This is a genomic window from Mesorhizobium sp. M0048 (genome assembly GCF_040323405.1).
Classification (GTDB): Bacteria; Pseudomonadota; Alphaproteobacteria; order Rhizobiales; family Rhizobiaceae; genus Mesorhizobium.
In genome coordinates this window covers 16,317-40,014 of record NZ_JAMYUV010000053.1, presented here as the reverse complement: position 1 = coordinate 40,014, position 23,698 = coordinate 16,317, and the positions used below count along the sequence as shown (strand labels likewise).

25 protein-coding genes are annotated in these 23,698 nt (G+C 65.0%); 10 read left to right on the top strand and 15 right to left on the bottom strand.

Annotated features, from left to right (window positions below; genetic code table 11):
- Positions 1–171 precede the first annotated feature (171 nt).
- Positions 172–1,065 carry a sugar phosphate isomerase/epimerase family protein gene (locus NKJ84_RS28095; protein ID WP_352509121.1) on the top strand — a complete coding sequence of 298 codons (894 nt, stop codon included), beginning with the start codon at positions 172–174 and terminating at the stop codon, positions 1,063–1,065.
- Between the two features lie 45 nt (positions 1,066–1,110).
- Here the strand turns inward: NKJ84_RS28095 and NKJ84_RS28090 are convergent, their stop codons facing one another.
- Both NKJ84_RS28090 and NKJ84_RS28085 read right to left on the bottom strand, forming a co-directional pair.
- Entirely contained in the window at positions 1,111–1,566 is a 456-nt protein-coding gene (locus tag NKJ84_RS28090; protein ID WP_352479987.1) for a cyclic nucleotide-binding domain-containing protein, read from the bottom strand.
- A 125-nt stretch (positions 1,567–1,691) separates the two neighbouring features.
- Positions 1,692–2,375 (bottom strand): response regulator transcription factor, encoded by a 684-nt coding sequence (locus tag NKJ84_RS28085; RefSeq protein ID WP_023680479.1) that lies wholly within the window; start codon positions 2,373–2,375, stop codon positions 1,692–1,694.
- Positions 2,376–2,519: 144 nt separating this feature from the next.
- Between NKJ84_RS28085 and NKJ84_RS28080 the strand changes: the two genes are divergently transcribed.
- Positions 2,520–3,056 carry a L,D-transpeptidase family protein gene (locus NKJ84_RS28080; RefSeq protein ID WP_352509125.1) on the top strand — a complete coding sequence of 179 codons (537 nt, stop codon included), beginning with the start codon at positions 2,520–2,522 and terminating at the stop codon, positions 3,054–3,056.
- A 76-nt stretch (positions 3,057–3,132) separates the two neighbouring features.
- On the opposite strand, the gene NKJ84_RS28075 is transcribed toward NKJ84_RS28080, so the two are convergent.
- Positions 3,133–3,372: a hypothetical protein gene (locus NKJ84_RS28075; protein ID WP_254817801.1), complete on the bottom strand. Its 240-nt coding sequence runs from the start codon at positions 3,370–3,372 to the stop codon at positions 3,133–3,135.
- A gap of 162 nt (positions 3,373–3,534) precedes the next feature.
- Between NKJ84_RS28075 and gcvA the strand changes: the two genes are divergently transcribed.
- Positions 3,535–4,455, top strand: coding sequence for a transcriptional regulator GcvA (gene gcvA, locus NKJ84_RS28070; protein ID WP_352509120.1), 921 nt, complete (start codon positions 3,535–3,537; stop codon positions 4,453–4,455).
- A 3-nt stretch (positions 4,456–4,458) separates the two neighbouring features.
- Here gcvA and NKJ84_RS28065 read toward each other — a convergent pair whose 3' ends face one another.
- The 6 genes from NKJ84_RS28065 to tsaD all read right to left on the bottom strand — a co-directional run bounded on the left by NKJ84_RS28065 (position 4,459) and on the right by tsaD (position 8,552).
- Positions 4,459–4,875 (bottom strand): DUF1761 domain-containing protein, encoded by a 417-nt coding sequence (locus NKJ84_RS28065; RefSeq protein WP_352509119.1) that lies wholly within the window; start codon positions 4,873–4,875, stop codon positions 4,459–4,461.
- 48 nt (positions 4,876–4,923) lie between these two features.
- On the bottom strand, positions 4,924–5,580 hold the full coding sequence (locus NKJ84_RS28060) for a class I SAM-dependent methyltransferase (RefSeq protein WP_352509124.1): 657 nt from the start codon (positions 5,578–5,580) through the stop codon (positions 4,924–4,926).
- Positions 5,577–6,002 carry an EVE domain-containing protein gene (locus NKJ84_RS28055; RefSeq protein ID WP_352456302.1) on the bottom strand — a complete coding sequence of 142 codons (426 nt, stop codon included), beginning with the start codon at positions 6,000–6,002 and terminating at the stop codon, positions 5,577–5,579. The genes NKJ84_RS28060 and NKJ84_RS28055 overlap by 4 nt, the downstream gene beginning before the upstream one ends.
- Positions 6,003–6,136: 134 nt before the next feature.
- A complete protein-coding gene (locus tag NKJ84_RS28050) occupies positions 6,137–6,433 on the bottom strand; it encodes a YciI-like protein (RefSeq protein WP_352509118.1) in 297 nt (98 codons plus the stop codon).
- A 26-nt stretch (positions 6,434–6,459) separates the two neighbouring features.
- Positions 6,460–7,470 (bottom strand): NAD(P)H-dependent glycerol-3-phosphate dehydrogenase, encoded by a 1,011-nt coding sequence (locus NKJ84_RS28045; RefSeq protein ID WP_352509117.1) that lies wholly within the window; start codon positions 7,468–7,470, stop codon positions 6,460–6,462.
- Positions 7,467–8,552 carry a tRNA (adenosine(37)-N6)-threonylcarbamoyltransferase complex transferase subunit TsaD gene (gene tsaD, locus NKJ84_RS28040; RefSeq protein ID WP_352509123.1) on the bottom strand — a complete coding sequence of 362 codons (1,086 nt, stop codon included), beginning with the start codon at positions 8,550–8,552 and terminating at the stop codon, positions 7,467–7,469. The genes NKJ84_RS28045 and tsaD overlap by 4 nt, the downstream gene beginning before the upstream one ends.
- Positions 8,553–8,653: 101 nt before the next feature.
- On the opposite strand from tsaD, the gene hemC reads away from it, so the two are divergent.
- The 6 genes from hemC to NKJ84_RS28010 all read left to right on the top strand — a co-directional run bounded on the left by hemC (position 8,654) and on the right by NKJ84_RS28010 (position 15,162).
- A complete protein-coding gene (gene hemC, locus NKJ84_RS28035) occupies positions 8,654–9,580 on the top strand; it encodes a hydroxymethylbilane synthase (RefSeq protein ID WP_352509116.1) in 927 nt (308 codons plus the stop codon).
- A 1-nt stretch (position 9,581) separates the two neighbouring features.
- Entirely contained in the window at positions 9,582–10,289 is a 708-nt protein-coding gene (locus tag NKJ84_RS28030) for a uroporphyrinogen-III synthase (RefSeq protein WP_352509115.1), read from the top strand.
- 503 nt (positions 10,290–10,792) lie between these two features.
- Complete coding sequence (locus NKJ84_RS28025; protein ID WP_352509114.1) at positions 10,793–12,283, top strand: COG4223 family protein; 1,491 nt, start codon at positions 10,793–10,795, stop codon at positions 12,281–12,283.
- An 8-nt stretch (positions 12,284–12,291) separates the two neighbouring features.
- Positions 12,292–13,908 (top strand): heme biosynthesis protein HemY, encoded by a 1,617-nt coding sequence (locus tag NKJ84_RS28020; RefSeq protein WP_352509113.1) that lies wholly within the window; start codon positions 12,292–12,294, stop codon positions 13,906–13,908.
- 39 nt (positions 13,909–13,947) lie between these two features.
- Positions 13,948–14,427 carry a tellurite resistance TerB family protein gene (locus NKJ84_RS28015; RefSeq protein ID WP_352509112.1) on the top strand — a complete coding sequence of 160 codons (480 nt, stop codon included), beginning with the start codon at positions 13,948–13,950 and terminating at the stop codon, positions 14,425–14,427.
- Between the two features lie 18 nt (positions 14,428–14,445).
- Positions 14,446–15,162: a glutamine amidotransferase gene (locus NKJ84_RS28010; protein WP_292657163.1), complete on the top strand. Its 717-nt coding sequence runs from the start codon at positions 14,446–14,448 to the stop codon at positions 15,160–15,162.
- Here the strand turns inward: NKJ84_RS28010 and NKJ84_RS28005 are convergent, their stop codons facing one another.
- Entirely contained in the window at positions 15,163–16,404 is a 1,242-nt protein-coding gene (locus tag NKJ84_RS28005) for an MFS transporter (RefSeq protein ID WP_352479996.1), read from the bottom strand.
- A 341-nt stretch (positions 16,405–16,745) separates the two neighbouring features.
- Here NKJ84_RS28005 and NKJ84_RS28000 point away from each other — a divergent pair, with 341 nt between their 5' ends.
- Complete coding sequence (locus tag NKJ84_RS28000) at positions 16,746–17,033, top strand: GIY-YIG nuclease family protein (protein ID WP_352509122.1); 288 nt, start codon at positions 16,746–16,748, stop codon at positions 17,031–17,033.
- Between the two features lie 364 nt (positions 17,034–17,397).
- Here NKJ84_RS28000 and NKJ84_RS27995 read toward each other — a convergent pair whose 3' ends face one another.
- The 5 genes from NKJ84_RS27995 to NKJ84_RS27975 form a co-directional block, all read right to left on the bottom strand.
- Positions 17,398–17,862, bottom strand: coding sequence for a Ros/MucR family transcriptional regulator (locus NKJ84_RS27995; protein WP_352509111.1), 465 nt, complete (start codon positions 17,860–17,862; stop codon positions 17,398–17,400).
- A gap of 164 nt (positions 17,863–18,026) precedes the next feature.
- Positions 18,027–18,731, bottom strand: a complete 705-nt coding sequence (locus NKJ84_RS27990; protein WP_352509110.1) for an ROK family protein — start codon at positions 18,729–18,731, stop codon at positions 18,027–18,029.
- Between the two features lie 19 nt (positions 18,732–18,750).
- Positions 18,751–20,127, bottom strand: a complete 1,377-nt coding sequence (gene zwf, locus NKJ84_RS27985; RefSeq protein WP_352509109.1) for a glucose-6-phosphate dehydrogenase — start codon at positions 20,125–20,127, stop codon at positions 18,751–18,753.
- A gap of 22 nt (positions 20,128–20,149) precedes the next feature.
- A complete protein-coding gene (gnd, locus tag NKJ84_RS27980; RefSeq protein WP_352509108.1) occupies positions 20,150–21,166 on the bottom strand; it encodes a phosphogluconate dehydrogenase (NAD(+)-dependent, decarboxylating) in 1,017 nt (338 codons plus the stop codon).
- Between the two features lie 14 nt (positions 21,167–21,180).
- Positions 21,181–23,607 (bottom strand): glucan 1,4-alpha-glucosidase, encoded by a 2,427-nt coding sequence (locus NKJ84_RS27975; protein WP_352509107.1) that lies wholly within the window; start codon positions 23,605–23,607, stop codon positions 21,181–21,183.
- Between the last annotated feature and the right edge of the window lie 91 nt (positions 23,608–23,698).

Genomic DNA, 23,698 nt, shown 5'->3' with positions numbered 1-23,698 from the left:
TTGGGCTTTTGTTTTTTAAAAATCTCCATCCAACGGGCTCCACCCCCGCTCTCACCCCCCCCCAAGCGGGGGCGGGGCGTTCTCCCCGCCCCCACCTTTTTGTCGGAGTATGGATTGCCAAAAGCCGATTTGGACTTGGGTCCGCTACTCCTGGAATGACCGGAGACAATCATGTCGCGCATCGGAATCCACTCATTCGTCTGGTCGGCGAGCTCGGCGCAGAGCGACCTCGAGCGGACGCTGGCCAACACCAGGGAGGCAGGCTTCGACCTGATCGAATTCTCCTATCTCGACCCCGCCAATGTCGACATCGACGGCTTGGCCAAGCGGATCGGCGATCTCGGCCTCGGCGTCGCGATCAGCATCGGACTGCCGGCCGACGGCGATATTTCGAGCGCCGACAAAACGATTGCGGCGCGCGGAGTCGAAATCCTGAGACGTACGATCGCGCTGACCCGCGATCTTGGCGGCCAGAAGGTTGCCGGCATCCTCAGCACCAGCCATGGATTGCAGACGCAAGCGCCGACGCGCGACCAGTGGGACCGCAGCGCCGGCACGCTTGCCGAGGTGGCCGAGACAGCAAAATCAGCAGGCGTGCGCCTCAACCTCGAGATCGTCAACCGCTTCGAAAGCAACCTGCTCAACACCGCCGCGCAAGACATGGCCTTCATCGCGGACAGCGGCTCCGACAACATCTTCCTGCATCTCGACAGCTTCCATATGAACATCGAGGAGGCCGATGTCGGCTTGGCCATTCGCAACGCCGCAAGCAAGATCGGCTATGTCCATATCGGTGAGAGCCATCGCGGCTTCCTCGGCACCGGCAATATCGATTTTGCCGCGATATTCGACGCGCTGACCGCCATCGGCTACAGCGACGACCTCAGCTTCGAATCCTTCTCGTCGGAAATCGTCGATGAGAACCTGTCGCGGAAAACCGCCATCTGGCGCAATCTGTGGACCGACAATATGGAGCTGGCCAAACATGCGCGCCGCTTCATTGCGCTCGGACTGGAGACGGCGCGGCGCAAGGCCGAGCTTGTTTCCGCAACGCACCGGCCTTGAGAACTCGCGTTCCGAAACCGATCTGGTTAGACCAGAGGCGCTGTATTAGCCGGCAAAACGCGGCCCAAGTTCCTCGATGCGGCGGATCATCGCCAGGAAATCCTCCGAGATGCGCTGGTGCAGGTGAACCGCCAGCTCCGGGTATTCCTCAAGGATGCGGCGGAACATCTTGCGGCTGAGCCGCAGCACTTCCGAATCGATTTCGGCAGAGGCACTGGTCAGCCGGTTGGTATCGGCGATCAGCGCCAGTTCGCTGAGCATGGTGCCGGGGCCGGCGGTGCCGATCGGGATGCGCTCGCCGTCGTGCTCGCGGTAGAGGACGATGCGGCCGCTGATCACGATATAGGCGCAATCGGCCGCGTCATCCTCGCGGTAAAGCTTGTGGTCGGCTTGCAACCTGGTGGTTTCGGCGCCGAAGGCGAGCAGACGCAGTTGTTCCTGCGTAAAGCCCTCGAAGAGCCTCACGGTGGACAGGATGCGGATGTCGTCATCCAGCGCCATCTAGCTATGTCCCCGAACCGTCAGTCCGACTCCTCCCCTACGAGGCCGATCCAAAACCACCTCCAGCCTCAGGACCGTACCCGAAAAGCGCCCCGCCCGGATCGCTTATTTGAATAATGAAATGTTTAAGGAACCAGCTTGTAGCCGCCGCTTTCTGTCACGAGAATTTCCGCGTTGGAAGGATCGCGCTCGATCTTCTGGCGCAGCCGGTAGACATGCGTTTCCAGGGTGTGGGTGGTGACGCCGGAATTGTAGCCCCAGACTTCCTCCAGCAGCACGTCGCGGGTCACCACCTTCTGGTCGGCGCGGTAGAGATATTTGATGATCGAGGCTTCCTTTTCGGTCAGCCGTACCTTGGCGCCGCGCGGGTCGATCAGAAGCTTCTGGCTGGGCTTGAACGTGTAGGGGCCGACCGAGAAAGTGGCGTCCTCGCTCTGCTCGTGCTGGCGCAGCTGGGCGCGGATGCGGGCCAGCAGCACGGCAAAGCGGAACGGCTTCGTCACATAGTCGTTGGCGCCGGCCTCGAGGCCAAGGATGGTGTCGGAATCGGTATCGTGGCCGGTCAGCATGATGATCGGCGCCTTGTAGCCGCCCTTGCGCAATATCTTTACCGCCTCGCGGCCATCCATGTCGGGCAGGCCGACATCCATGATGAGCAGGTCGATGAGCCCGCCGCGCGCCGTGGCGACGCCTTTGGCGGCGGTCGCTTCCTGCAGGACATCGAATTCCTCATAAAGCGACAATTGCTCGACAAGGGTGCCGCGCAGGTCGTCATCGTCGTCGACGATCAGAATGGTGCGTGAAGTCATGGATCAATCCGTTGTTTTGAAAAGAGATTTCAGTTGACCGCAGCCTGTTTATGCGGAAGCTGACCGGCACAACAGCCGTTCACAGTGATTTGTTCCGTGGCACGATCATACAAGAAAAAACACGATCGCAATGCAGTCGGCGCAATTTTGCCGAAAGGGCTCGCCGTGCTCACCGTGCGCGCGCGCCCAGGCCATGCCAGCCAAGGCTTTCTGCAGGCCGGCAAACTGGTGTTTCCATGTGCGCTGGGGCATGGCGGCATCTCGGCGGCCAAGCGCGAGGGCGACGGCGCCACGCCGCTTGCCTCGATGCGGATATTGTCGGGATATTTTCGCGGCGACCGTTTTGCCGGCGGCCGCCGGACGCGGCTCGCGATGACGCCGATTGGCCGCGACCTCGGCTGGTGCGAAGTGCCTGGGGACCGCAACTACAACCGCCCGGTCAAAATCCCCTATGGCGCCAGCCATGAGCGGATGCTGCGCACCGACGATCTCTATGACGCCTGCCTGGTGCTGGACTGGAACATTGTGCCGCGGCGGCGCGGGCGCGGCAGCGCCATCTTCTTCCACCTGGCGCGCCCCGGCTTTACGCCGACGCAAGGCTGCGTCGCGGTAACGGCTCGCACCATGGCGCGGCTGCTGCCGCTGCTGTCGGAACGGACGGTGATAAGGGTGGCAAGGTAGGGGAGAATAGTGAGCGAATTGGTCGGGAAGGATATTCGCGGACCCGCCGCTTAGCTTCACTACTCACTACACCGTCCTAGCGCTTCCTCGGCAGCTGCCAACCCGTGTCGAGAAGGCCGAGCCGACCGAGTTCGCGGTCCATGGCGCGTGCGATGTCCTTGCGTTCGCCGCCGATGTCGCGCAGCTGGCGATCAGAGAGATCCTCGACATTCTCGTAGGGAAGATTGACCGCGATTTTTGCGTAGCGAAACCAGTCAAGCACGGCGCGCAGCCAGGCCGGGCGGAGGGTAACAGGGCGCAAGGTGATGTCAGACATGGTGCAATCCGCTTCTCCGGACATCAAATCCGGTTTGATGTTTCTTCGATGACCAGATCATGACCGATTGAAATCAAAACGGGAAACGAGTAGTTTTTTCTGCATCTTCAAGTTTTTTTTGAGAATTGGAATGCTCGACCGAACTCTCCTCGTCTGGCACTAATGGCGCGCCTGCTGCCTGGAACCCGTGCGCTGCGGACGCTGGAGGCAGCGGCCCGGCATCTCAATTTCACCCGCGCCGCCGACGAGCTCGGCCTGACGCCGGCAGCGGTCAGCCATCAGATCAAGGAAATCGAGGATCAGCTCGGCATCGTGCTGTTCACACGCACCAGCCGCACGATCCGGCTGACCGAGGCGGGTGCGGTGCTGTTCGAAGCTTCGACCGATGCGCTCGACCTGCTTGGCCGGGCCGTCTCACGGGCGCAGAAGACGGCACGCGGATCGGCGCTGCTGAAGGTCACCCTCGATGCGCAATTCGCGACGAAGTGGCTGATGCGGCGCGTCGACGATTTTCGCAAGCAGCATCCGGCGATCGAGCTGCGTTTCGACATCAGCTACGAGGTGCGCGACTTCGATCGCGACGACGTCGATCTCGGCATCCGTTTCGGCACGGGCAAATATCAGGGGCTTCGCTCGCACCGGCTGTTCGAAAACGTTATCATTCCGGTCTGCAGCCCGGCCCTGTTGCGGGCCGGGCCGCCGCTCAAGGAGCCGCGCGACCTGTTTCATCATACGCTGGCGCATATCGAGTGGTCGCGCCAGGGCGTCACCTGGCCGAACTGGAGCATGTGGATGGCGGCGGCGGGCGTCGACGATTTCGACGACAGCCGGACCATCGTGTTCGGCAACTCGACGGATGCCGTCCAGGCCGCGCTCGACGGCAACGCGGTCGCGCTCGCCGATTTCGCCATGGTGGCAAACGACCTTTCGGAAGGTAGGCTGATCCGGCCGTTCGAACTCGGCATCAAGGTCGCGCCCGAATTCGCCTATTTCCTGGTCTATCCGGAGACCGCGGCGAATGATCCGCGCATCGTCGCCTTTCGCGATTGGCTTCTCGAGGAAATCGCCAGGACCCCGAGCTGACGGTCAGCCCGCCGCCGCGCCGAACCAGCCGATCACCGCGCCGATGAGAAGCAGCACGCCGAGCCAGTGACCAACATCGATGAGCGTCAGATCCCAGCCGAAACCTTCGTAGCGATGGTTGACCGAAAGCGTGGTGGCGACGAACCCCAGCCAGAGAACGAAGCCGAAGATCACCCCGGCAAGCAGGCTCGGCTCGCCGCCGGTCACGGCGCCGATGATCAGCGACATGACCAGCGCCATGACGAGCTCCGCGATGAAGGAGACGACGAAGGGCAGCATCGATTTGCTCATCGTCGCCGGATCAAGCTTGGCGGCCTTCAGCCACGGCTTGCTCAAGCCCATGTACCAGGCCCCGCCGAACAACCACGCCACGACGGCGGCGACGATTACCGCCAGCCAATTGATTGCTGAAAAATCCATGGTTCCCTCCGGTCGATTGCGCGATGGAACGCCTGTTCGGCGATGCCGTCAAGCAAGGCGCCAGACGGTGGTGCGCTTGACCTCGGCGTCCTCCAGCGCCCGGGTCACCGCCACTTCGTAGACGTCAAGCGGCTCCAGCCCGGTCTTCGGCAGATAGGAGCGGCCGGGATCGCCGACGAGAATGTCGGCACCGCGCGCCCTCAGCCGGGCGAACCACGGCATCAGCCTGTCGGCGAAAGTTTTGTCGTAGAAGACGTCGCCGGCCAGCACCACGTCCCAGCCGGCATCGCTGCCGATGCAGTCGCCGATGAGGAATTTTATCTCGGTCCCATTTGCCTCGGCATTGAGGCGGATCGCGGTCGCGCAGAACGGGTCGATATCGGCGGCGATCACCTCGGCAGCTCCGGCCTTCACCGCGGCAATGGCGACAACGCCGGAGCCGGAGGCGAAGTCCAGCACGCGCTTGCCGCGCACCGCCGCCGGATTGTCGAGGATGTAGCGGGCAAGGCCTTGGCCGCCGGCCCAGGCAAAAGCCCAGAAGGGCGGCGGCAGGCCGATTTCGGTCAGCTCGTCCTCGGTCCGCCGCCACAGTTCGTGCGCCTCGTCGGCCAGGTGCAGGCGGATCTCCGGCACATGTGGCGGCGCCATCAGCGCCGTGTTGTCGAGGATGAATTTCCTGGCGCTGTCCGGCGTCAGCGCCGTCATGGCGCCGGCGTCAGGCCGCCCATGCGGCAAACCTCTTGCCATTCGGCCGGCGTCACCGGCTGCACAGACAGCCGCCCGAGCCGCACCAGCGCCATGTCGGCCAGCTTTTGATTGGCCTTGGCTTGCTCCAGCGTCACCGGCTTCGGCATGGCCTTGAAGGCGCGGATGTCGACGCACTCCCAGCGGGGATCGTCGGTGGTGCTGTCCTGATGGGCCAGAGCGCAGACTTCGGCGATGCCGACGATGTCCAGCCCGTCATTGGAATGGTAGAAGAAGCCGAGATCGCCGATCTGCATCGCCTTCATGTTGTTGCGCGCCGCATAATTGCGCACGCCGTCCCATTGCGTGCCGGCCTTGCCCTTGGCCTTGAGGTCCTCGAAGGAGAAGACCGAAGGTTCGGATTTGAACAGCCAGTAGTTCATTGTGTTGCTCCTCCTCAGGTGCCGCCGCGACTAAAAGCGCGTCGCGTTCGACCGGCCTCATGCGACGCGCTTTAGGTTCTTGTTGTATGCATGTCGCTATCACAAAACCGCTGCACACTTTTGCGCGACATGCATCAGATATCCGCCGGCTTGTTGAAACTCCAGTTCCACTGCCGGATTTCGACGCTTTCGAACAGCCCTGCCTTGGTATAGGGGTCGGCCGCCGACAGGGCTTTTGCCGCAGCCAGATCAGGCGCCTCGACAACGGCGAGAGTGCCGTTCGGCTTGCCGTCGGCGTCGAGGAACGGGCCGGCGAAGGCCAATTTCTTGTCGCCGTTCAGCCCTTCCAGGAAGGCAAGGTGCTTGGGCCGCGTATCGAGCCGCACCTGCAGCCTTCCTGGCTTGTCCTTGCAAATCAACGCAAACAGCATCTTTCCATCTCCGCAATCGTTCGCGATCACATGTCGGTTTCGGTCTTGAGTGGCCTTGTCATCAACGCCGACACAGCCTGGTCTATGGTTATGGTGCCGTCCAGTATGGCGGCGACGGCGGCGATGATCGGCGCGTCGATCCGGCGCTCGCCGGCGATGCGGGCGGCGATTGCCGCCGTCGGCACGCCTTCGGCCAAAGGCAAGCCGGCAAGCGGCTTGCCTTGCCCCAGCGCCAGCCCATAGGCGAAATTGCGCGACTGCGCGGACGAGCAGGTGAGCAGCAGGTCGCCGAGGCCGGAAAGCCCCATCAGCGTCTCCGGCTTGGCGCCAAAGGCGGCGCCGATGCGGCGCAATTCGACGAAGCCGCGCGTCACCATCGCCGCCTGGGCGCTGGCACCGAGCCCGGCGCCGGTGACGGCACCCGCGGCAATGGCAAAGACGTTCTTCAGCGCGCCGCCGATCTCGACGCCGATTAGATCGTCGCTCGAATAACAGCGCAGATTTTCCGCCGAAAAGCGGGCGGCAAGGTCGGTGGCCAGAGCCTCGTCGCGGGCGGCGACCACGACGGCCGTCGGCAGGCCCCTGGCGACGTCGGTGGCAAAGCTTGGGCCGGACAAAGCGGCGACCGGATTTGCCGGCAGTATTTCCTCGGTGATGGACGATAGCAGCGCGCCGGTGTCGCGCTCGATGCCCTTGGCGCAGAGGACCAGCGGGACGCCTTTCGGCATATGGCTGGACGCGGCCGTCAGCATAATCCGCAACGATTGCGCCGGCGCTACCGCCAGAACGCAGTCGGCACCGTCGAGCGCCGCCTCGATGTCGCTCGTCGCCACGATGCCGGGATCGAGCGCGATGCCCGGCAGATAGCGCGGATTTTCGCCACGGTCGACCGCCGCGACGGTCTCCGGGTCGCGCGCATAGAGGCGGACGAAATGACCGGCGCGCAGCGTGGCCAGCGCCAGCGCCGTGCCCCAGGCGCCGCCGCCGAGCACGGCGACGCGCCAGCCGCTTGGCGCCTTGTGCTCGCTGCCGGTCATGCCTTGGCCCCACGCCGGCCCGAGCCGACCATCGGGGCCGAGATGCTGTCCAGCGGCCAGCGCGAGCGCGGCACGAGATCGGCGGCGTTTTCACCTGATATGCCGGCGCGCAGGCGCTCGATGCCGGCCCAGGCGATCATCGCCGCATTGTCGGTGCAGAGGTTGAGCGGCGGCGCGACGAAGCTGAACCCGGCCTGCTCGCAAAGACTCTGCAATGTCGCCTTGATGGTCCGATTGGCGGCCACGCCGCCGGCGACAACCAATGCAGGCTCGGCTTTGTCCGGGAATTGCTGACGGAACCGGGTCAGCGCCCGCGCAACACGGTCGCCCAGCGCATCCGCCACCGCCGCCTGGAACGAGGCGCAGATATCGGCAACATCCTGATCGCTCAGCGGGGCGATCGCGGTTGCCGCCTGGCGCACCGCGGTCTTGAGGCCGGAGAAGGAAAAATCGGGCTGCACCGAGCCCTTCATCGGGCGCGGAAAGGCGAAACGCGTCGCGTCACCGGTTGCCGCCGCCTTCTCGACATTCGGTCCGCCCGGATAGGGCAGGCCGAGCATCTTGGCCGTCTTGTCGAAGGCCTCGCCAAGCGCGTCATCGATCGTCGTCGCCCAGCGCTGGTAGTCGCCGACGCCGCGTACGGCGACGATCTGGGTATGACCGCCGGAGACCAGCAGCAAGAGGTAGGGAAAGTCGAGCCCGTCGATCAATCTGGCCGTCAGCGCGTGACCTTCGAGATGGTTGATGGCGATCAGCGGTTTTTTGGCTGCCGCGGCGATTGCTTTGGCCGTCATCAGGCCGACGATCAGCCCGCCGACAAGACCGGGACCGGCGGTGGCGGCAATCGCATCGATATCGGCGAGGTCGACGCCGGAATCGGCGAGCGCTGCTTCGATGATGCCGTCGAGCGCCTCGACATGGGCGCGCGCGGCGATCTCCGGCACGACGCCGCCGAAAGCGGCATGCTCCTCGATCTGGCTGAGCACGATGTTCGACAGGATTTGCGGCGTGCTGCGACCGTCCAGCGCCACCACGCTGGCGGCGGTCTCGTCGCAACTCGTCTCGATGCCCAGAACGCGGATCAATTCGTCGCTGTCCAAAAATCGTACAGATTGTACTGTCGGCCTTTCCCCGATAGGAGAAAACCCGAAAACCTGCCGGGGGTTATCACGGACGGCGCGTCATGCAAACAACCTTGAAAATCGGAACACGCGGCAGCCCGCTGGCGCTGGCGCAGGCGCATGAAACGCAGGCGCGACTGATGGCGGCGCATGGCATGCCGGCGGAAGCTTTCGAGGTGGTCGTCATCTCGACCAGCGGCGACCGCATCCAGGACCGGCCGCTGTCGGAAGCCGGCGGCAAGGGCCTGTTCACCAAGGAGATCGAGGAGGCGCTGCTGGCGCGCCGCATCGACATCGCCGTGCATTCGTCGAAGGACATGCCGACGCTGTTGCCCGAGGGGCTGGAACTGTCCGCGTTCCTACCGCGCGAAGACGCGCGCGATGCCTTCATCGGCAAGGCGGCGCGAACGATTGCCGGCCTGCCGCAAGGCGCCAGGGTCGGTTCGTCGTCGCTGCGGCGCCAGGCGCTGATCCGGCGGATGCGGCCGGACGTCGAAGTGGTGATGTTTCGCGGCAATGTGCAGACGCGGCTGCGCAAGCTCGACGACGGCATCGCCGACGGCACCATCCTCGCCTATGCCGGGCTGAAGCGGCTCGGGCTCGAAGACGTGGTCACCGACCTGATGCCGCTCGAGGTCTTTCCGCCGGCGCCGGGGCAAGGCGCGATCTGCATCGAAAGCCGCATCGGAGACCGCGACGTGGAACAGATGCTGGCAGCGATCCACGACGGGCCGACCGGCGAGGCGCTGGCCTGCGAGCGCGCCTTCCTGGCGGCGCTCGACGGGTCCTGCCGCACGCCGATCGCCGGACATGCGACGATATCGGGCGGAACGGTTTCCTTTGCCGGGCTGATCATCTCGCCCGATGGCACGCAGTCGCATGAAGTCAGGCTGCAAGGGCCGGCGCAGGAGGCGGCGCGCATTGGCGCGGAAGCCGCGGCGACCGTTCGGGCCAGGGCCGGCGAAACATTCTTCGATGGCTGGACCTGACATGCTCCGCGTCCTTGTGACGAGGCCCGAACCGGGCGCGTCGCGCACGGGGCGCCGGCTTGCGGATGCCGGCTTTCAGCCGATCCTGCTGCCATTGACCGGAACCGTGGCGCTGCCGGTCGATGCCGGCGCGCTCGCTGACGCCGCGGCGGTCGCGGTCACCAGCGCCAATGCCGTTCGCCATGCGCCGAAAGAGGTCATCGCGGCGCTCGCCGGCTTGCCGTGCCACGCCGTCGGCAGGAAGACGGCGGAAGCCGCCCGCGCTGCCGGGTTTCTGTCGGTCAGCGAAGGCCCGGGCAATGCCGAGGCGCTGGCCGATGCGCTTGCTGGCGGTTACGCGGGGCAGACGATCGTCTATCTCTGCGGGCGAGTGCGATTTCCCGGCTTCGAGGAAGGGCTGTTGGCGTCGGGCGTTCAGGTCCGCGCCGTCGAGACCTACGACACCGTTGTCCTGGATTACTCCGACGAGGCCGTTCTTGCGCGCCTGTCCGCCCAGCCGGTCGAGGCGGTGCTGCTCTATTCGGCCAAGGCGGCCACCGCTATGCAGGCCCTGGCTAGCCGGCCGGCGCTGCGTGGTGTTTTTGAAAAAACGCGCTTTTTCGGATTATCGGGGCGCATCGCCGCGGCGTTGGGCGACGTCGCCGAGATCCGGATTGCGCCTGAGCCCAGCGAGGATGCGCTGCTGGGACTTTTGCAGGCGCCGCGCTGACCGGCATCCGCCGCTGCTCTGTGCCAGCTTGTTCCAAACGTTGGCGCCGCCCCTCACCTGCCTGCCGGCATCCTCTCCCCGTATAGTGACGGGGAGAGGGTGCCTTCGCCGAGGATTTCGCCAACCTCCAGCGTTGCAGAAGAAGCGTCGAGACTCGTGAGAGCCCTTCTCCCCGTCACTGTACGGGGAGAAGGGCCCGGCAGGGCGATGAGGGGCAGTGCCAACGTGGATGACTGCGCTCGGGGCACATTTTGTTCTTGCTTTGTGCCGGCAGCTATGCTACTAATTTGGTTATGGTGCTAATTGGCTCCAACGACCCGCCCGCCGAGGCGGGTTTTTTGTGTGCCGAGCATGGGCCTTGGCTTGACACGTGGATTCGGCCCTGCGGCGTTTTGCCAAAACTGAACTCCAAGCCGTGGCGTCATCACGCCGCCCCTTTTCACCGCTTGGTGATGTGCTAGACCCTTCAAACCATCCCGAAGCGAATTTTGCGGAGCCCGAGCATGGTCAAGACGCCGAAGATGCGGCATTCCAAGAGCCGCCGTGAGCCGGTGACCATCGAGCTTGAGCCTGGCGCCGTCTCGCGAGTCGCCGACGAACAGGATGCCGTGACCTCGCAGACCGACGAGGCGCGGGCCGAGGAAGCGGCGAACGCCTCGCAGCCGGAGCCACCTGAAGAGCCGGTGCATGCGGACCAGACCGATCTCGAGCCATGGGAACATGCCGACGCAGCCGCGCCGGCCGGCACGCAAGAGCCGGCGGACGCCGGCGTCGATTCTGCCAGGGAAGCGGAAACCCCTTATCCCGCCGGTTCGGATGCGCCGGCCGGGCGCTCCACGGTTTCCGACTACAGTTTCGAAGATGCATCCAGAGGAACCGGGGCCAACGAACCGGGGATCCCAGGTTCCGGCGAGAAGACAGCTGAGACGAGGGACGACCATATGGCAGCGCAGCCGAAGCGAAGCGGCATCAACGGCATCGCCGCCGGTATTATCGGCGGCGTCATCGCCCTCGCCGCGGCCGGCGGGCTGCAATTTGCCGGCCTGCTCGGTGCGCCGGGGTCGGGCGGCGTGTCGCTCGACGCGGTCAATGGTGAGATCGTTTCGCTGAAACGCGAGGTCGCGGACCTCAGACAGGCCGGCGCCAACAATGACGCATCGGCCAAGGTGGACGGGCTGTCGGCGGCGCTGGATCAGGTGAGGGCGGACGTTGCGACGTTGAAGTCGGCGGTCGAGCAAGGCGGTGCCGGCGACAATGCCGGCCTGGCGGCACTTGGCGACAAGGTAAGGCAGATCGAGACGGCGGTTGCGGCCCTCGGCAAGGCCGGCGGCACGGCGCCGGTCGATCTCGGCCCGCTCAACGAAAGGCTGGCCGCGCTCGATGCGCTGGTGAAATCGGCCGGCGACACGGCAAAGGCGCAGGAAGGCCGGCTTGCGGCCCTGGAACAGTCGGTTTCACAGATCTCGGGCAAGGTCGATGCACAGGCTTCGCAGCCGAAGATCGCACTGGCCATTGCCGCTTCGGCGCTCAAGGCAGCGCTCGACCGTGGTGCACCGTTCGCCGCCGAACTCGAAACCTTTGCCGCGATCTCACCCGATGCACCCGAGATCGCGACGTTGCGCACCTATGCCGAAAAGGGCGTCCCGATGCGCTCCGAGATTGCCGCCGAAGCGGACGCCGCCGCCAACGCCATGGTCGCTGCCGCGACGCCCATCGACCAGAATGCCGGCATCCTGCAGAAGCTGCTGTCCAGCGCCGAATCGCTGGTCAAGGTCAGGCCGATCGGCGCCGTCGGAGGCACTGGCGTTCCGGAAACCGTCGCGCGCATGGAGGTCGCGGTCAACCAGGGCGACTACGCCAAGGCGCTCAGCGAATACGAAACCCTGCCTGAGGCGGCCAAGGCCGCCGGCGCCGACTTTGCCGGCAAGCTGAAAGCGCGGATGGAGGTCGAGACGCAGATCGATTCGCTCATCGCCGGCGCGATGAAGGCGTGAGGAACCCAATGATCCGCATCCTCGCCTTCCTTGCCGCCGTCTTTGCGCTCGGGCTCGGCTTCGCCTGGCTGGCCGACCGGCCGGGCGAAATGCTCGTCACCTTCAACGGCTATCAATACCAGGTCAGCCTGATGGTCGCCGCGGTGGCGGTCGTTGCCGTGGTTGCCGCGGTGATGATCGTCTGGTGGCTGGTCAAGGCGCTGTGGAACAGCCCCTATACGATCTCGCGCTATTTCCGCGTGCGTCGCCGCGACCGCGGCTACCAGGCGCTGTCGACCGGGATGATCGCCGCCGGCGCCGGTGACGGCGCGCTCGCCCGCAAGAAGACCAAGGAAGCGGCAAAGCTGATCCGCTCCGATCAGGAGCCACTGATCCAGCTGCTCGACGCGCAGGCCTCGCTGCTCGAAGGCGACCATGAAGGCGCCCGCGAAAAGTTCGAGACCATGCTCGATGATCCCGAAATGCGGCTGCTCGGCCTGCGCGGGCTTTATCTCGAGGCCGAGCGGCTCGGCGACCGCAACGCAGCCCGCCACTATGCGGGCCGGGCCGCGGCGGTGGCGCCGCAACTGGCCTGGGCGGCCGAATCGACGCTGGAAGACCTGACCGGGCGTGGCGACTGGGATGGCGCGCTGAAACTGGTCGATGCCCAGAAGTCGACCCGGCAGATCGAGCGCGATGCGGCCAACCGGCGTCGCGCCGTGCTGCTGACTGCCAAGGCGCAGGCGCTGATCGACAGCGATGCCAATGCTGCAAGGGCGGCGGCGCTCGAAGCCAACCGGCTGCGGCCGGATTTCGCACCGGCGGCGGTCGTCGCGGCGAAATTGCTGTTTCGGCAGAACGACGTGCGCAAAGGCTCGAAAATCCTCGAGGCGGCGTGGAAGGCCGAGCCGCACCCGGAGATCGCGGAGCTCTATGTCCATGCCCGGCCGGGCGATGCCGTGCTCGACCGGCTGAACCGGGCAAAGAAGCTGCAGGAGCTGAAGAAGAACCATGCCGAGGCCTCGCTTGCCGTGGCGCGCGCCGCGCTCGATGCGCAAGATTTTGCAACCGCCCGCCGCGAGGCGGAAGCCGCCATCCGCATGGATCGCCGCGAAGGCGCCTATCTGCTGCTGGCCGACATCGAGGAGGCCGAGAGCGGTGACCAGGGCAAGGTGCGGCAGTTGCTGTCGAAGGCGGTGAGAGCGCCGCGCGACCCGGCCTGGGTCGCCGACGGCGTCGTCTCCGAACGCTGGGCTCCGGTATCGCCGATCACCGGCAGGCTCGACGCATTCGAATGGCGGGCGCCGATGGAGCGGCTCGGCCAGTTGATCGACAGCCATGAAGAGACTCCGGAGGGACCGATGCCGGCCATCGCGGCTCCAGCCAAACCGGTACAGGAAACAGCCGAGGCGATCGAGCACACAGCCGTTGCTGCCGAGACACCGGGCACAGCGACCGAAGTGAGGACGGAAAACCGTGCCGCCGAGGATCATGTGACACCAATTACCGCGGCGGCGTTTGCCCAAGTGCCGGAAGATGCCGAAGCCGTCGAGCCGGCGCAGGAGCTGACGCGGCTGCCCGACGATCCCGGCGTCGATCCCGACGACGCGGCGGACAAATCGACGCGCCGGTTTCGTTTGTTCTGATAAGGGTCGAGTGGACCCGGGCTTATTGGGAATGATTTAATGTTCGAACGCGTTTTGTCGTTTCTAAGGGATCTGCCGTCCGGTGGTGGCGCCAGCCCCAGCGCCGACGATCCGCGCGTTGCCGCGTCCGCCCTGCTTTTCCACGTGATGAACGCCGACGGGGTGCGCCAGGATACCGAATGGGAGCGGTTCAAGAAGGTGCTGGCGGAAAGCTACTCGATCAGCGGCGACGAACTCGACGCGTTGGCGGCTGCCGGCGAGCGGGCCGACAATGAGGCGATCGACCTCTACGCCTTCACCAGCGTGCTCAAGCGCCATCTCGACGCCGAGGCGCGAAAGGCCTTCATCGGTCTGATGTGGGAGATCGTCTATGCCGATGGCGAGCTGCACGAACTCGAGGACAATACCGTCTGGCGGGTCGCCGAGCTGATCGGCGTCGAACGTCGCGACCGTGTCGAGGCGCGCCTCAAGGCGGCCGCCGCGGCTCCTGGTGCTGCCGGAACGTCAAGCGACGAATAGACAGGGTCCAGCCTTCCAATGCCGCCCAAGCCAAGCCCGAGACCAAAGATCCTGATCGTGCTGCATCAGGAGCATTCGAGCCCCGGACGGGTCGGCCATATGCTTATCGAGGAAGGCTTCGACCTCGACATCCGCCGACCGCCGCTCGGCGAGGCCTTGCCGCAGACGTTGGATGGCCATGCCGGCGCAGTGGTGTTTGGCGGCCCGATGAGTGCCAATGACGGCGACGAGTTCGTCCGCCGCGAGACCGACTGGCTTAAAATTCCGCTCAACGAGAACCGGCCGCTGCTTGGCATCTGCCTCGGCGCGCAAATGCTGGTCAAGCATCTTGGCGGCAGGGTCGAGGGCCACGGCGAGGGCCTCGTCGAAATCGGCTGGTATCCGCTTAAGGCGACCGAAGCGGGCAGCAGGCTGATGCATTGGCCGGAGATGGTCTATCAATTCCATCGCGAGGGCTTTTCGCTGCCAAAGGACGCGACGCTTTTGGCGACGGCCGAAACCTATCCCAACCAGGCCTTCCGCTATGGCGACAATGCCTGGGGCATCCAGTTCCATGGCGAATTGACCCGGGCGATGATGCAGCGCTGGGTGGTGCGCGGCGCGCACCGCTTCGAACTGCCCGGCGCACAGCCCGGCCGCGACCATCTCGGCGGCCGGCTGATCTGGGACATGCACCTCAAGCGCTGGCTCGGCGAGTTCCTGCCGATGATTTTCGGCAAGCCGGCGCTGCGGTAATCAGTTTCGCCCCCTGAGATGACGCACCTTGCGCAGCTGCGGGAACAGCACCGCCCATAGCCCGGCAACAGCGATCGCCCCGACACCGCCGACCACCACGGCCGGAACCGTGCCGATCAGCGCGGCCATGGTGCCGGCGCGGAATTCGCCGAGCTCATTGGAGGCGCCGACAAACACCTGGTTGACGGCGTTGACGCGGCCGCGAACGTCGTCCGGCGTCCACAGCTGGATCAGCGTCTCGCGGATATAGACGCTGAACATGTCGGTGGCGCCAAGCAAGGCGAGAGCAGCGATCGACAGCCAGGTGATGGTCGAGAGGCCGAACAGGACGGTGAACGCGCCGAACAGCGCAACGAAGCCGAGCATGACAAGGCCGGCATGGTTGCGGATCGGGTGTCCGGCCAGCCAGATGGCGACGCAGATGGCGCCGACGCCGGGCGCCGAGCGCAACAGGCCGAGCCCCCACGGGCCGAGTTCGAGGATATCGCGCGCGTAGACCGGCAGCAGCGCCGAGGCGCCGGACAGGAGCACCGCGAACAGGTCGAGCGAAATCGCGCCGAGCACGATCTTTTCGCTCCAGATATAGCCGAAGCCGGCGAACAGGGTCTGTACGGTCGGCCTGTCGGTCCTGCTGCGCTGGGCAGGTTTCGGGATGGTGAAGATCAGCACGGCGGCAATGAGCATCAGCACGGCCGCTGTGGTGTAGGCAGCTTCGGCCGAAAGCCCGTAGAGCAGGCCGCCGGCGACCGGCCCGACGATGGTTGCCGTCTGCCAGGCGGAAGAGTTCCAGGCGATGGCGTTGGCGAAATCCTCAGGCGGCACCAGATTGGCGAACAGCGATGACGAGGCCGGCCCGAAGAAGGCGCGCGCAATGCCGAACATGGCGAGCACGATGAAGACCGGCATCGGCCCGGAGAGGCCGCGCAGCGTCAGCAGCAGGAGGGCCAAGGCGCAGCCCGCCTCGACCAGCACCGCCAGCGCCATGATCAGCCGGCGCCCGAAACGGTCGGCAACGTCGCCGGTGACCAGCACCAGCAGCAGCGAAGGCAGGAACTGGACGATGCCGACAAGGCCGAGGTCGAACGGGTCGCGGGTCAGATCGTAGATCTGCCAGCCGACGGCGACCGACACGATCTGGGTGGAGAATGTCGAGAGGAAGCGCGCCGCCCAATAGCTCAGGAACGGCCGGTGGCGAAAGGCGGCATAGCGCTGGTCGGATGGTACTTGGGATTCTGCGGTCATGGAATAAGGCCCCGTGGCGGCGATGTCGGCCGGCGGGGCACTTCCACGATGGGCGCTGGTCCGGCCAAAAAAGCCTTTAACGCAGTTCGGCCGGAGGCGCGCGCAAAAATCCGGCCTGGATCAACAATTTCGTTCTTGCAGATAACAAGCGGATGGCGGCGGATCGCAGATCGCAAACTTTCGAGATTAGCCGAAACACCTCTCGTTTCGTCATCCCAGGGCGGAGCAAGGAGCGAAGCGACGCGGCGCAGACCCTGGGATCCATGCCATTGCATCTGCCGAAGAATGCAACGGTTCAGAACGGCACTTGCGTCGGCACCGGCGCCAGCTACCCTTCAACCATGACCGGCTATACCTATATGACCGCAAGCCAGAAGCGCGGCACGATCTATATCGGGGTTACGAATGATCTCGGCCGCCGCATGCCGGAGCACAAATCCGGCGAGGGCTCGCGGTTCACCAGCCGCTACGGTGTGCAGCGTCTGGTCTGGTATGAGGAACATTTCGACATTGTCGACGCCATCCAGCGCGAGAAGTCGCTGAAGCGCTGGCCACGCCGATGGAAGATCGAGCTGATCGAGAAGACCAACCCTGAGTGGTTCGAGCTTTTTCGCGGGACGGGGTGGTAGCGTACGGTTCCGGTCCGCAGGCGCACTGCCGCGAGGTAACGGCATGGATCCCAGGGTCTGCGCCGCGTCGCTTCGCTCCTTGCTCCGCCCTGGGATGACGAACGGAGGGTGTTCGGCTAATCTCGAAAACTTGTAATTCGCCATCAATCGTCGTCCGATACACCGGACGCGCTGCCACTCTCCGACATCAGCGATTAGCCTTCAGCCATCCTACCTTCGTCCTAGGGCCGAGCAAGGAGCGAAGCGACGCGGCGCAGACCCTAGGATGCCATGCCGTGAGCTTCGAGCGTCGCAGCTTCCGCCGAACACAAACAGACCGACCAGCGGAACGCGTTCAATGTGCATCCCGCTCGATCTAACGGTATCAAACCGTCGCCTTGGCCTTCCTGCTCCGGCTCTTGACGGGCGCGGGCGGGGCGGCTTTGCGGCCGAGGCCGATCGCCTTGGCCAGCTGCGAACGCGAGGCCGCGTAGTTGGGAGCGACCATCGGGTAGTCCGACGGCAGGCCCCATTTGGCGCGGTAGGCGTCTGGCGTCAGCCCGAAATGAACGCCGATATGGCGCTTCAAGGATTTGAACTTCTTGCCGTCCTCGAGACAGATGATGTAGTCCGGCGTCACCGATTTCTTGGGATTGACGGCAGGCGTCAGCGGCGCGGCGACCGGCACTGCCGGTTGCCCCAGCCCACCTATGGAAGCGCTGACGCTGGCGATGAGATCGCCGAGGCCGGAAGCCGGCAAGCGGTTCTTCTCGACATATGCGGAGACGATATGGGCGGTCAGCTCGAGCAGGTCGATGTCTTTGCGAGCGTTGTTGTTGTCGTCGGTCAATCTATCTCTCCGTCCGTGGGGGTCGCAGAAATTCCTAGTCGGCAAATCTGCGCAATGCAATGACGCCGCGCCACGTCACACATTATTTTGAATAATAATACTAACGGCAGCGCGGGATTAACAACCCTGAGCCGGTGCTCGATAATATCAGACAATCAGCAATATCAGATAATCAGGGATTTGTCGCGCCACAGTCGAAATCCGCCTTCGAAGGCGCGTGTGTTGTCGCCGCGTCTGCAATCGGCGGGCAAGTCGGTGAGTTCATCGACATTGCCGCCGCCGATGACCACGTAATCCGGCTGCATGGCGGTGCGAAGCCGGTCGACGACGTCGAAGACGTATTTGCGCCATTTCTTCTTGCCGCGCTTTTGCAGCCCGCGTTCGCCGACATAGTCTTCGAAACTGCCGCGCTTCTTGTAGGGAAGATGGGCAAGCTCCATCGGCTGGGCGACGTTATCGACGATCATCGCGGCCCCCAGGCCGGTGCCGAGGCCAAGGAACAGCATGCGGCCGCCTTCATAACTGCCGACGGCCTGCATCAGCGCATCGTTGACGACCTTCACAGGCTTGCCGAACTCAGCGGCGAAATCGCAGCCGACCCAGCCCTTGCCGAGATTGGCCGGTTCGGTCAAAGGCCGGTTGTGGTGCACGGGACCCGGATAGCCCATCGAGACGACATCGTAGTGCAGCCCTTCGGCGAGCGTCTTCACCGCAGCGACCATCTGCTGCGGCGTCAGCTCCGGTCCGGAAGCGGTCTTGCGCTCCTCTGCGCCGGCGCTGGTGCGGATCTTGACGTGCGAGCCGCCGATGTCGATCGCAAGCACGATCTGTTCAGCGTCGGGTGCCGGTCGCTTCACCGCTTTGGCCATCGCTTTCGCCTCCCAGAAATCATTTCGCTGGATTGATCCAGCCGTTCGGCGGCCCGAATCCAGCCATGGCTTCGGCCGGCCCCCACGTCTTTGGCGCGTAGACAGGGGGTGGCGTGGTGTCGCCGAGCACCGGACCGACGATGCGCCAGGCGAGTTCGCTGGCGTCCTGGCGGGTGAACAGCTGGCCGTTGCCGTTCATGGCGTCGCCGATCAACCGCTCGTAAGGCGGCATGTCGCCCTTGCTGTCGTCCAACGCGGTGAGCTCGACCTGTTCGCCGACCATGTCGTCGCCGGGTGCCTTGCGCCGGGCTCCGATCGAGATCGCCACTTGCGGATCGATGCGGAAACGCACGTGATTGCATTCGCCGGGTTTGATCGGATCGAAGACGTCGAGCGGCGGCCGCTTCAGCCGCACGATGACCTCGGTGGCGTGCACCGGCAGGGATTTGCCGGCGCGGATGAAGAACGGCACATCCTGCCAGCGCCAGGTATCGACGAAAAAGCGCACCGCCGCGAAGGTCTCGACCGGCGAGTTCGGCGCCACGCCCGGCTCGTTGAGATAGCCGTCGAACTGCCCGCGCACGACATCGTCCCTGGTCAGCGTCCGAATCGCCCGCAGCACCTGCACCTTCTCGTCGATCAGATCGTCGGCCGAGCGGCCGACCGGCGGCTCCATGGCGAGCAGCAAGAGGATGTTGAGCAGGTGGTTTTCGATGACGTCGCGGATGCAGCCGACCTCGTCATAGAAGCGGCCGCGCCCCTCGACACCGAAATCCTCGGCCATGGTGATCTGCACGCTCTCGACGTAATTGCGGTTCCAGATCGGCTCGAGGAAGGAATTGGCGAAGCGGAAATAGAGCAGGTTCTGGATCGCCTCCTTGCCGAGATAATGGCCGATGCGGAAGATCGACTTTTCGTCGAAGACCAGATGCAGCACCCGGTTCAGCCAGCGCGCCGATTGCAGATCGTGGCCGAACGGCTTTTCGACCATCAGGCGCGCGCCCTGGGCGGCGCCCGACTGCTCCAGCCCCTGGACGACGACCTCGAACATGGCCGGCGGCACCGCCAGATAGTGCAGCGGCCGCTCAGCGCTGCCCAGCGCGGTCTTCAGCTTCTCGAAGGTCGCAGGCGCCCGGTAGTCGCCGCTGACATAGCGAAGCAGCGAGGCAAGCCTGGCAAAGATCTTCTCGTCGATGCTGCCGATGGCATTGACGATACCGTCGCGGGCGCGCGCCTGCAGCTTGGCGAGGTCCCAGGGATCGAAGGCGACGCCGATCACCGGCTCGTTCAGCGTTCCCTTGGCCACCATGGCGTAGAGGGCGGGAAAGATCTTCTTGTGGGCGAGATCGCCGGTGGCGCCGAAAAGCACCAGCGTGTCGGACCGTTCCTGGCTCATGGGCGTGCCTCCCTGTCGCCCGTCACGAGCCGGCCTTCGGTTTTTCGACATGACCGCCAAAGGCATAGCGCATGGCGGACAGAAGCTTGTCGGCGAATTCGGATTCGCCTTGCGAGGAGAACCTGTCGAACAGCGCCGACGACAGCACCGGCGCCGGCACGCCGGTGTCGATCGCCGCCTTCAGCGTCCAGCGGCCTTCGCCGGAATCCGAAACCCGCCCGCCGAACTGCGTCAGCGACGAATCGGCCTTCAGCACGCCGGCCGTTAAATCGAGCAGCCATGAGCCGATGACGCTGCCGTGCCGCCAGACCTCGGCCACCTCGGCGATGTCGATGTCGAACTGGTAGTATTGCGGGTTTTCCAGCGGGCTGGTTTCGGCGTCGGCGGTGCGCTGCCGTTTGCCGGCATTCGCCGACTTCAGGATGTTCATGCCCTCGGCATAGGCGGCCATGACACCATATTCGATGCCGTTATGGACCATCTTGACGAAATGGCCGGCGCCGCTCGGCCCACAATGCAGATAACCGAAGGGAGCGGTTCCGGCGTCCTTGCCAGGGGCAGGCGAAGCGGCGTCGGCGCCGGGCGCCAGCGTGGCAAAGATCGGATCGAGATGCTGGACCGCGCTGTCAGGGCCGCCGATCATCAGGCAGTAGCCGCGCTCGAGGCCCCAGACGCCGCCGCTGGTGCCGACATCGACATAGCTCAAGCCTTTCAAGGCCTGGCGCGCGGCGTGGTCGACGGCTTCATGATAATAGGAATTGCCGCCGTCGATGATGATGTCGCCCGGCTCCATCAGGGCGGCCACCTGGTCGACGATCCGGCCGGTGATCGCCGCCGGCAGCATCAGCCAGGCGCTGCGCGGCTTCGTCAGCTTGCCGACGAAGTCCTCCATCGAGGCGGCTCCGACCGCGCCGGCGCTCACAAGCGCCGCGACGCTCGCCGGGTTGATGTCGTAGACGACGCATTCGTGGCCATCGCGCAGCAGGCGCCGAACCATGTTGGCGCCCATCCTGCCCAGTCCCATCATTCCTATCTGCATGGTCTCGTCCTGCCTTACTTGAGGGATCGATGATCTAGTGGCTGTGACGCATCGTCGATACCAACGGAAAAGTCGACATTCTCCCAACGGCCGGCATCGGACCAGAAGAATGTGAAGACAATGCTATTGCCCGGAGCGGCGTCGGCAACCGGCAACTCCGCGAAATGGATGCCGAAAAGGTTCGCGGCGGTCCCGGTGTCATGGACGGTTGCCCAATTGTCGCTGCTCCAATGAACCACCGCCCGGGCCAGAACTTCGATGCGCAGCGCCTTGCCTGCCGGGATGGTACGGATCTTGTGGTTGAAGCGCCATGCCCTGAGGCGCGACACCGTTCTGCCCTCGATATAGCGCTTGACGCCTTGTGGCGGCATGTCGAAGACGGCGCCGTCGCGGAGCGAACGCAGCAGCTTGATGTGCTCGGAATGCGCCCAAACCAGCGGCTTGGCGCTGCCGGAGGGGCCGCCATGCCGCAATTCGCGCTCCGGCATGTCTGGACCATCCCAGACCTGCTCCGGCAGCAGGCCGCCCGGCCCGGCGGAGCCCTCAAACGTCGCGAGCAGGCTTGCCGCTTTGTCCTTGCGCCCCGCCGCCAGCTCGTAGTGCGCGCGCTCGCCGACCAGCAGCGGCCAGGGCCGGCCCTGGCCGGTTCCATCGAAGGGCGCGCCGTCCGCATGCTCACCGTAGCCGTCGCCGTTGTAGCGGTACCAGAGCGGCCCCTGCGGCAGCTCGCAACGCAATTGCGCGTCGATCACCTTGACCGTGTCGAGGATGCGCGGATCGTCGGCCGCCCTGAGGCCGAAACGGACCAGCGCCAGCGCGTCGGGGCTGACGATCGCCTTGGCCGGCCGGTCCGTATCGGCCGGCGGGCGGTTCTTGATCGGGACGTAGCCGTCTTTCGGCGATGCCGCGCCGGCTTTGTCGGGCGGCGCAATGCGGACATAGTAGCCCTCGACGCCGGCTTCATCGCCCGAGGAGCTACCGGCGTCGTAGGTCCAGCGCTCGATCTGATCGTTCCAGACATCGGCGGTTTCGCGCAGGTAGTTTGCCGGCTCTGTTTTGCCGACGGCATCGAACATGTCCGCAGCCGCTAGCAATGCGGCGATCTCGACGGCAAGCGTGAACGGGCTGTAGCCGGCGTCCTCTTCCCAGCGGTCTTCGCCGGTGACGGGGCCGTTGCGCACGACGTAGGAGGCCGCGCGCTCGATCATCGGCATGAAGGAGGAGAGTACCGCAGGCGGCAAATGCCCGGCGCGGCGCAGCGCGTCGGCGAGCAGCAGCGGGAAGGCGCATTCGTCCATCTGGATGCCCGGCCAATAGGCCGAACCGTCGAGCCAGGCGTTCTGCGGCCAATGCCCGTCCGGCTGCTGGATCGAGCGCAGATAGCCAAGGATGCGCAAGGCTTCCGCCGGGTCGCCGGCGGCGAGGAAACCGCCGGCGGTTTCGACCAGATCGCGCGGCCAGACCAGGTGATAGCCGCCCAGATCGTCGTCGCCCTTGTTGAAGCCCCACGGGATCGACAGGCTGGCGACGGCTGCTCCGGTCGACGAGCGGTGTGCCGCCAGCACCGCAGCGCTGATGCGGTAGGGATTGAGGCCGGACGCCGCATGCCGGTCCAGCGGCAGCAATCCGGCCTGCCATTGGCGCCATTTTTGACCATAGGATCTGACCGCGGGCTCAAAACCTTGCCTCAGGCTGGCGAAAGCGGTTTCCGCCGCCTGTTGCGGTGTCGTGCCGAAGCCGAGCGCCAGCAATATTTTTGGATTCGCGGCCGAAAAGCCGATCTCGCCGGTCAGCGCGACATTGCCATCCTCGGCCCTGCGGCAGGCCGGATCGAGCCGGCCGCCTTGACGAAGCTGCTGCCAGCCGTCGGAGGCACCGACATAGCCGGCCGAGCACGCCTTCCACGGCAGCGACGAGGCGAGCGCCAGGCAGACGCCGCGTCCCGATGCAAACAGGACAGGCTGTCCTTCATGGCCGTCGATCCAGGCGGTGTTGCCCATCCCGGCGTTGACGAGGTGCGGCGCCAGCAGCGCGTAGACGCGGTAGTCGGCGGCCGCGCCTTTGAGCGGCGTGAAAATGATCTCCTGCAGCACGACAGGACGTTCCGGATCCGTAATGATCCGCTTTTGGATCCGGTAGCTTCCATCGGCCGCGGTGTTGACCAGCTGATAGGCAGGCACCCCGTCCTCGAGCGGTTCGATGCTGTGCTCGGCGTCTCGCTTTTCTTCCGAGAAATAGCCATCGGGTCCGGTGACGATCAGCCCCAGATCGCGGGTGCAGGCGCTGTCGAGGCGGGGATAGTAGATCTCGTTGAGAATGCCGTGACTGATGGTGAACCAGATCGGGCAGGCCGGCGAGAGCGCAGTGCCGACGCCGCTCTTGGCGCTCGAGGTCCAGCGCGCCGGAATGCCGGGTGCACCCGGGGCAAGGTTCGCTGCCATTCAAATCGGTCTCCAGTGCCATCCCTAGACCAGGAGCCGAACCGTTTTCAATGATTGCACCGCAAGTTGATCGCCGGCCATGGATTGCTGT

What these genes read in the sequence shown, in the direction of transcription:
- NKJ84_RS28075 (WP_254817801.1), bottom strand. Translation starts at nt 3,372, where the DNA reads ATGTCTGACATCACCTTGCGCCCTGTTACCCTCCGCCCGGCCTGGCTG.
- NKJ84_RS28015 (WP_352509112.1), top strand. Translation starts at nt 13,948, where the DNA reads ATGTTCGAACGCGTTTTGTCGTTTCTAAGGGATCTGCCGTCCGGTGGT.
- NKJ84_RS28010 (WP_292657163.1), top strand. Translation starts at nt 14,446, where the DNA reads ATGCCGCCCAAGCCAAGCCCGAGACCAAAGATCCTGATCGTGCTGCAT.
- NKJ84_RS27990 (WP_352509110.1), bottom strand. Translation starts at nt 18,731, where the DNA reads ATGGCCAAAGCGGTGAAGCGACCGGCACCCGACGCTGAACAGATCGTG.
- NKJ84_RS27975 (WP_352509107.1), bottom strand. Translation starts at nt 23,607, where the DNA reads ATGGCAGCGAACCTTGCCCCGGGTGCACCCGGCATTCCGGCGCGCTGG.
- NKJ84_RS28020 (WP_352509113.1), top strand. Translation starts at nt 12,292, where the DNA reads ATGATCCGCATCCTCGCCTTCCTTGCCGCCGTCTTTGCGCTCGGGCTC.
- gcvA (WP_352509120.1), top strand. Translation starts at nt 3,535, where the DNA reads ATGGCGCGCCTGCTGCCTGGAACCCGTGCGCTGCGGACGCTGGAGGCA.
- NKJ84_RS28060 (WP_352509124.1), bottom strand. Translation starts at nt 5,580, where the DNA reads ATGACGGCGCTGACGCCGGACAGCGCCAGGAAATTCATCCTCGACAAC.
- NKJ84_RS28065 (WP_352509119.1), bottom strand. Translation starts at nt 4,875, where the DNA reads ATGGATTTTTCAGCAATCAATTGGCTGGCGGTAATCGTCGCCGCCGTC.
- NKJ84_RS28050 (WP_352509118.1), bottom strand. Translation starts at nt 6,433, where the DNA reads ATGCTGTTTGCGTTGATTTGCAAGGACAAGCCAGGAAGGCTGCAGGTG.
- NKJ84_RS28090 (WP_352479987.1), bottom strand. Translation starts at nt 1,566, where the DNA reads ATGGCGCTGGATGACGACATCCGCATCCTGTCCACCGTGAGGCTCTTC.
- NKJ84_RS28055 (WP_352456302.1), bottom strand. Translation starts at nt 6,002, where the DNA reads ATGAACTACTGGCTGTTCAAATCCGAACCTTCGGTCTTCTCCTTCGAG.
- NKJ84_RS28085 (WP_023680479.1), bottom strand. Translation starts at nt 2,375, where the DNA reads ATGACTTCACGCACCATTCTGATCGTCGACGACGATGACGACCTGCGC.
- NKJ84_RS28030 (WP_352509115.1), top strand. Translation starts at nt 9,582, where the DNA reads ATGCTCCGCGTCCTTGTGACGAGGCCCGAACCGGGCGCGTCGCGCACG.
- NKJ84_RS28005 (WP_352479996.1), bottom strand. Translation starts at nt 16,404, where the DNA reads ATGACCGCAGAATCCCAAGTACCATCCGACCAGCGCTATGCCGCCTTT.
- hemC (WP_352509116.1), top strand. Translation starts at nt 8,654, where the DNA reads ATGCAAACAACCTTGAAAATCGGAACACGCGGCAGCCCGCTGGCGCTG.
- NKJ84_RS28095 (WP_352509121.1), top strand. Translation starts at nt 172, where the DNA reads ATGTCGCGCATCGGAATCCACTCATTCGTCTGGTCGGCGAGCTCGGCG.
- zwf (WP_352509109.1), bottom strand. Translation starts at nt 20,127, where the DNA reads ATGAGCCAGGAACGGTCCGACACGCTGGTGCTTTTCGGCGCCACCGGC.
- NKJ84_RS28045 (WP_352509117.1), bottom strand. Translation starts at nt 7,470, where the DNA reads ATGACCGGCAGCGAGCACAAGGCGCCAAGCGGCTGGCGCGTCGCCGTG.
- NKJ84_RS28025 (WP_352509114.1), top strand. Translation starts at nt 10,793, where the DNA reads ATGGTCAAGACGCCGAAGATGCGGCATTCCAAGAGCCGCCGTGAGCCG.
- gnd (WP_352509108.1), bottom strand. Translation starts at nt 21,166, where the DNA reads ATGCAGATAGGAATGATGGGACTGGGCAGGATGGGCGCCAACATGGTT.
- NKJ84_RS28000 (WP_352509122.1), top strand. Translation starts at nt 16,746, where the DNA reads ATGACCGGCTATACCTATATGACCGCAAGCCAGAAGCGCGGCACGATC.